The following is a 6,198-nucleotide window of genomic DNA, read 5'->3' on the forward strand; positions in this document are numbered from 1 at the left end:
TCTATCTCTATATACTGCGTGGGGGGGCGGGGGGTGGCACCCGCCCCCGCGCCCGGCGCCTTTTCTTCGGGCGGCTGCCCCGGGCGCCCGCACGCCCGCTGCGGTACCTGATACGGCCGTAGTCGGAGATTCAAGGAGTCATCCATGCCGCGTCCCACCAAGGGTGCCCGCCTCGGCGGCGGCCCGCACCACGAGCCGCTGCTGCTCGCCGGTCTGTGCCGGGAGCTGTTCCAGTACGGCCGCATCACCACGACCGAGGCCAAGGCCCGTCGGATGCGCCCGCTGGCGGAGAAGCTGATCACCAAGGCGAAGAAGGGCGACATCCACAACCGTCGCCTGGTGCGCAAGACGATCACCGACATCGCCGTGCTGCACACCCTCTTCACCGAGATCGCGCCGCGCTACGAGAACCGCCCGGGTGGTTACACCCGTATCACCAAGATCGGTCCCCGTCGTGGCGACAACGCCCCGATGGCCGTGATCGAGCTGGTCGAGGCGCTGACCGTCGCGCAGACCGCCGTCGGCGAGGCCGAGGGCGCCACCAAGCGCGCCGTCAAGGAGGCCGACGCCAAGGTCGAGGCCAAGGCCGACGAGGCCGTCGAGGCCGAGCAGGCCTGACACCGCTAGGTGTGGTCGCGGGCCCGCTCTCCCATCCGTGGGGGAGCGGGCCCGTTCCTTCTGTCTGGAGTGGATTGTGGTCAACGATTGCGCCGAGCAGCCGCCGGTGAAGGACGGCCCGGCCGACGGGTGCGTCCGGGTCCGGCTCGATCTCGCCTACCAGGGCGCCGAGTTCTCCGGCTGGGCCCGCCAGCGCGGCGGCCGCCGGACGGTCCAGGAGGAGATCGAGAGCGCGCTGCAGATCGTCACCCGCAGCCCCGAGCTGTTCCCGCTGACCGTGGCCGGGCGCACCGACGCCGGGGTGCACGCCCGCGGCCAGGTCGCGCACGTCGACCTGCCGGCCGAGCTGTGGGAGGCGCACCGCGAGAAGCTGATGCGCCGGCTGGCCGGCCGGCTGCCCGGGGACATCCGGATCTACCGGGTCGGCGAGGCGCCGGCCGGGTTCGACGCCCGCTTCTCGGCGATCTGGCGCCGCTACGCCTACCGGGTCGCCGACCACCCCGGCGGGGTCGACCCGCTGCTGCGCGGGCACGTGCTCTGGCACGACCGCCCGCTGGACGTCGACCGGATGAACGAGGCCGCGAAGCTGCTGCTCGGCGAGCACGACTTCGCCGCGTACTGCAAGAAGCGCGAGGGCGCCACCACCATCCGCACCCTGCTGGAGCTGCACTGGGACCGCGTCCCGGTGGACTCCTACGCCGCCCAGGAGGGCTCGCTGGCGGTCGCCACCGTCCGCGCCGACGCGTTCTGCCACAACATGGTCCGGGCGCTGGTCGGGGCGATGCTGCTGGTCGGCGACGGGCACCGGCCGGTGGAGTTCCCCGGCGAGGTGCTGGCCGGCGGGGTCCGCAACTCGGCCGTCAACGTGATCCGGCCGTACGGGCTCACCCTTGAGGAAGTCGGCTACCCGCCGGACGACCAGCTCGCCGAGCGGAACCGCCAGGCCAGGCGGCTGCGCACACTGCCCGGTCAGCCGCCCGTCGGGTAATCCGTTTGGGCCAGGCGCATCGGCTTGGGACAATCGTCCGCATGGGACACGTCGAGATTTCGCACCTGGAGTACTACCTGCCGGACGGGCGGGTGCTGTTCGACGACGCGTCCTTCCGGGTCGGTGAGGGCGCCGCGGTCGCCCTGGTCGGCGCCAACGGGGCCGGCAAGACCACCCTGCTGCGGATGATCGCGGGGGACCTCCAGCCGCACGGCGGCACGGTGACGATCAGCGGCGGGCTCGGCGTGATGCGCCAGTTCGTCGGCACCACCGGCCGCGAGGACGAGCGGGCCACCCCGGGCGCGCTGGCGCCGGACGCCTCGGTCCGCGACCTGCTGGTGTCCGTCGCCCCCGCGCGGATCGCCGTCGCCGCCCGCGCGGTGGACGCCGCCGAACTGGCGATGATCGCCCAGGACGACGAGAAGACCCAGATGGCCTACGCCCAGGCGCTCTCCGACTGGGCCGACGTCGGCGGCTACGACTACGAGACCGACTGGGACGTCTGCACCATGGCGGCCCTCGGGATGCCCTTCGACAAGGCCCAGTGGCGCGGCCTGAACACCCTCTCGGGCGGCGAGCAGAAGCGGCTCGTCCTGGAGGCGCTGCTGCGCGGCCCCGAAGAGGTGCTGCTGCTCGACGAGCCCGACAACTACCTGGACGTCCCGGGCAAGCGCTGGCTGGAGGAGGCCCTCAAGGCCACCTCGAAGACCGTCCTGTTCATCTCGCACGACCGCGAGCTGCTCTCCGAGGCCGCCGACAAGATCATTGCCGTCGAGTCCGGCGCGGCCGGGAGCAGCGTCTGGGTGCACGGCGGCGGCTTCGACAGCTTCCACGAGGCCCGCAAGGACCGCTTCGCGCGCTTCGAGGAGCTGGGCCGGCGCTGGGACGAGGAACACGCCAAGCTCAAGAAGCTGGTCGTCACCCTGCGCCAGGCGGCCTCCGTCAGCCACGCGCTCGCCACCCGCTACGCCGCCGCCCAGACCCGGCTGAAGAAGTTCGAGGAGGCCGGCCGCCCGGAGGAGCCCCCGCGCGAGCAGAGCATCACCATGCGGCTCAAGGGCGGGCGTACCGGCGTGCGCTCCTTCACCGTGGAGCAGCTGGAGCTCACCGGCCTGATGAAGCCCTTCGACCTGGAGGTGTTCTACGGCGAGCGGGTCGCCGTGCTCGGCTCCAACGGCTCCGGCAAGTCGCACTTCCTGCGGCTGCTGGCGGGCGACGAGAGCGTCGCGCACACCGGCACCTGGAAGCTCGGCGCCCGGGTCGTCCCCGGTCACTTCCGGCAGACCCACGCCCACCCGGAGCTGTTCGGCCGGACGGTGCGCTCGATCGTCGAGGAGGAGCACGCGCTCAGCCGCAGCGCCGCGATGGGCGCGCTGCGCCGCTACGAGCTGGACCGGCAGGAGGAGCAGAAGTTCGAGTCGCTGTCCGGTGGGCAGCAGGCCCGGCTGATGATCCTCAAGCTCGAACTCTCCGGCGTGACGGCCCTGTTGCTCGACGAGCCGACCGACAACCTGGACCTGGACAGCGCTGAGGCGCTGCAGGCCGGGCTGGAGGCCTTCGACGGCACCGTGCTGTGCGTCACCCACGACCGCTGGTTCGCCAAGACCTTCGACCGCTACCTGGTGTTCGGCGCCGACGGCCGGGTCTACGAGTCGCCCGAGCCGGTCTGGGACGTCAGCCGGGTGGAGCGCGAACGCTGAGTGACGGCGGGGGTGGGGGAAGCCGATTTTTGACCCCCACCCGCCCGCCCGGTAACCTGGACGCTTGATGTGCGTATTGGCTCGCTCTATCTCACGTGAGAGGTCGGTACGCCGGAGACATCAGGTTCGACGACCAGCGGTCCCCCTTGAATTGCGTCCAAGGTTGACCAGGCTGCTCTGCCGTCCCAGGTGCTCCTGTCAGGACTCACTCACTGAAAAGCGAAGGCATACGACCGTGCGTACGTACAGCCCCAAGCCCGGCGACGTCCAGCGTCAGTGGCACGTCATCGACGCGAACGACGTCGTGCTCGGCCGCCTGGCTTCCCAGGCCGCCAACCTCCTCCGGGGTAAGCACAAGGCGATCTACGCGCCGCACGTTGACACTGGTGACTTCGTCATCATCATCAACGCCGACAAGGTGCACCTGTCCGGTAACAAGAAGACCCAGAAGCTGGCCTACCGCCACTCTGGCTTCCCGGGTGGTCTGCGGTCGGTGCGCTACGACGACCTGCTGGCGAACAACCCGGAGAAGGCCGTCGAGAAGGCCATCAAGGGCATGATCCCCAAGAACAGCCTGGGCCGCCAGATGCTCTCGAAGCTGAAGGTCTACTCGGGCGACCAGCACCCGCACGCTGCCCAGCAGCCGGTGCCGTTCGAGATCACCCAGGTCGCGCAGTAATTCGGCCACCAAGCCCCCCAACACTGAAAAGAGCTGAGGAACACCGTGGCCGAGACCACTGAAACCACCGAGACCCTTGAGGTCGACTTCGACGAGGCCGTTGAGGCTGTCGAGGGCGAGTACACCTCCGAGGGCGAGTACACCTCCGAGTCGCTGGCCGGCCGCTTCGGCGAGGCCATCCCGGGCGCCGGCCTCGGCCGTCGCAAGGAGGCGATCGCCCGCGTGCGCATCGTCCCCGGCACCGGCCAGTGGAAGATCAACGGTCGCACCCTGGAGAACTACTTCCCCAACAAGGTGCACCAGCAGACCGTGAACGAGCCCTTCAAGCTCCTCGAGCTTGACGGCCGTTACGACGTCGTCGCCCGCATCTCCGGTGGCGGCGTCTCCGGCCAGGCCTACGCGCTGCGCCTCGGCGTGGCCCGTGCCCTGAACGAGGCCGACGTGGACAACAACCGCGGCGCGCTGAAGAAGGCCGGCTTCCTGACCCGTGACGCCCGCGCCGTCGAGCGCAAGAAGGCCGGTCTCAAGAAGGCCCGCAAGGCGCCGCAGTACAGCAAGCGCTAATCGCGCCCCTGGGGGTGCGGCCCGCCCTGGCGGCGCACCCCCTGGTTGCGCGAACCGTCGCCCCGGAGTACCACGTGTACTCCGGGGCGACGTGTTCCCCGGCTATCGTGCGGCGGCCGGGTGCCATCGGTTGGGTTCCGAGCAGTGGTGATGGAGGACGGGACAGTGGGACGACTCTTCGGTACGGACGGCGTGCGCGGGGTGGCCAACGTGGGCCTGACGGCCGAGCTCGCGCTCGGGCTGTCGGTCGCGGCGGCCCATGTGCTCGGCGAGGCCGGCGCCTTCGAGGGCCACCGGCCGGTCGCGGTGGTCGGCCGGGACCCGCGTGCCTCGGGCGAGTTCCTGGAGGCCGCCGTCATCGCCGGCCTGGCGAGCGCCGGCGTCGACGTGCTCCGGGTCGGCGTGCTGCCGACCCCGGCCGTGGCGTACCTCACCGGCGCGCTCGGCGCCGACTTCGGCGTGATGCTCTCCGCCAGCCACAACGCGATGCCCGACAACGGCATCAAGTTCCTCGCCCGCGGCGGCCACAAGCTGGACGACCGCATCGAGGACGCGATCGAGGCCCACTACCGCACGCACACGCTCGGCAGCGAGGACTGGAACCGGCCGACCGGCGCCGCCGTCGGCCGGGTGCGCGAGTACACCGAGGGCTTCGACAAGTACGTCGCCCACCTGATCGGCGTGCTGCCCAACCGCCTCGACGGCATCAAGGTCGTCATCGACGGCGCCCACGGCGCGGCCGCCTACGTCGCCCCCGAGGCCTTCGCCCGGGCCGGCGCCGAGGTCGTCCACACCCTGGGGGCGGAGCCCACCGGCCTCAACATCAACGACGGCGTCGGCTCCACCCACCTGGACCGGCTGCAGGCCGCCATGACGGAGTACCGCGCCGACCTCGGCATCGCCCTCGACGGCGACGCCGACCGCTGCCTGGCCGCCGACGCCGACGGCAACGAGGTGGACGGCGACCAGATCATCGCCATCCTGGCCGTCGCGATGAAGGACGCCGGCACCCTGCGCCGCAACACCGCGGTGGCCACCGTGATGTCCAACCTCGGCTTCAAGCTGGCGATGGAGCGCGAGGGCGTCGACCTGGTGGAGACCGCCGTCGGCGACCGCTACGTGCTGGAGGCGATGAAGGAGCACGGCTTCGCGCTGGGCGGCGAGCAGTCCGGCCACGTCATCCTGCTCGACCACGCCACCACCGGCGACGGCACCCTGACCGGCCTCATGCTGGGTGCCCGACTGGCCAGCACCAAGCAGCCGCTGGCCGACCTGGCCGCCGTGATGACCCGTCTGCCGCAGCAGCTGATCAACGTCAAGGGCGTCGACAAGAGCCGGGTGAACACCAGCGTCGAGCTGGCCGCCGCGGTCGCCGAGGCCGAGGCCGAACTGGGCTCCACCGGCCGGGTGCTGCTGCGCCCGTCCGGCACCGAGCCGCTGGTCCGGGTCATGGTCGAGGCCGCCGACCCGGTGCAGGCCGAGTCCGTCGCGCAGCGGCTGGCCGAGGCCGTGCGGACGCACCTGGGCTGAGCCCGGCACGACGGAAGGGGGGCCCCCCCCCCCGCGGGCGCCCGCGGGGCGGGGGGGGGGGTGAGTGGAGCGCGGGCCCCGCGGGGGGGGGTTTTGCGGCCCCGCGGAGGGGGTGAGCG

At 71.5% G+C, this 6,198-nt stretch carries 6 protein-coding genes; all 6 read left to right on the forward strand.

What is annotated here, in order from left to right; genetic code table 11:
- Window positions 1-144: 144 nt before the first annotated feature.
- The 6 genes from rplQ to glmM all read left to right on the forward strand — a co-directional run bounded on the left by rplQ (window position 145) and on the right by glmM (window position 6,079).
- Entirely contained in the window at window positions 145-618 is a 474-nt protein-coding gene (gene rplQ, locus ACFV6D_RS07230; protein WP_063348978.1) for a 50S ribosomal protein L17, read from the forward strand.
- A 76-nt stretch (window positions 619-694) separates the two neighbouring features.
- The gene (truA, locus tag ACFV6D_RS07235; protein ID WP_244293441.1) at window positions 695-1,606 is read left to right on the forward strand and encodes a tRNA pseudouridine(38-40) synthase TruA; all 912 of its coding nucleotides are present in this window, start codon (window positions 695-697) and stop codon (window positions 1,604-1,606) included.
- A 41-nt stretch (window positions 1,607-1,647) separates the two neighbouring features.
- The gene (locus ACFV6D_RS07240) at window positions 1,648-3,306 is read left to right on the forward strand and encodes an ABC-F family ATP-binding cassette domain-containing protein (protein ID WP_063348979.1); all 1,659 of its coding nucleotides are present in this window, start codon (window positions 1,648-1,650) and stop codon (window positions 3,304-3,306) included.
- Between the two features lie 235 nt (window positions 3,307-3,541).
- Window positions 3,542-3,985: a 50S ribosomal protein L13 gene (gene rplM / locus ACFV6D_RS07245; RefSeq protein ID WP_063348980.1), complete on the forward strand. Its 444-nt coding sequence runs from the start codon at window positions 3,542-3,544 to the stop codon at window positions 3,983-3,985.
- Between the two features lie 33 nt (window positions 3,986-4,018).
- The gene (rpsI, locus tag ACFV6D_RS07250) at window positions 4,019-4,549 is read left to right on the forward strand and encodes a 30S ribosomal protein S9 (protein WP_107452914.1); all 531 of its coding nucleotides are present in this window, start codon (window positions 4,019-4,021) and stop codon (window positions 4,547-4,549) included.
- Between the two features lie 165 nt (window positions 4,550-4,714).
- Window positions 4,715-6,079, forward strand: a complete 1,365-nt coding sequence (glmM, locus tag ACFV6D_RS07255; RefSeq protein WP_063348982.1) for a phosphoglucosamine mutase — start codon at window positions 4,715-4,717, stop codon at window positions 6,077-6,079.
- Window positions 6,080-6,198: the final 119 nt, after the last annotated feature.

The organism is Kitasatospora sp. NPDC059812 (assembly GCF_042732075.1).
Classification (GTDB): domain Bacteria; phylum Actinomycetota; class Actinomycetes; order Streptomycetales; family Streptomycetaceae; genus Kitasatospora.

Coding starts and splice junctions, on each gene's coding strand:
- ACFV6D_RS07240 (WP_063348979.1), top strand. CDS start 1,648: ATGGGACACGTCGAGATTTCGCACCTGGAGTACTACCTGCCGGACGGG.
- rplQ (WP_063348978.1), top strand. CDS start 145: ATGCCGCGTCCCACCAAGGGTGCCCGCCTCGGCGGCGGCCCGCACCAC.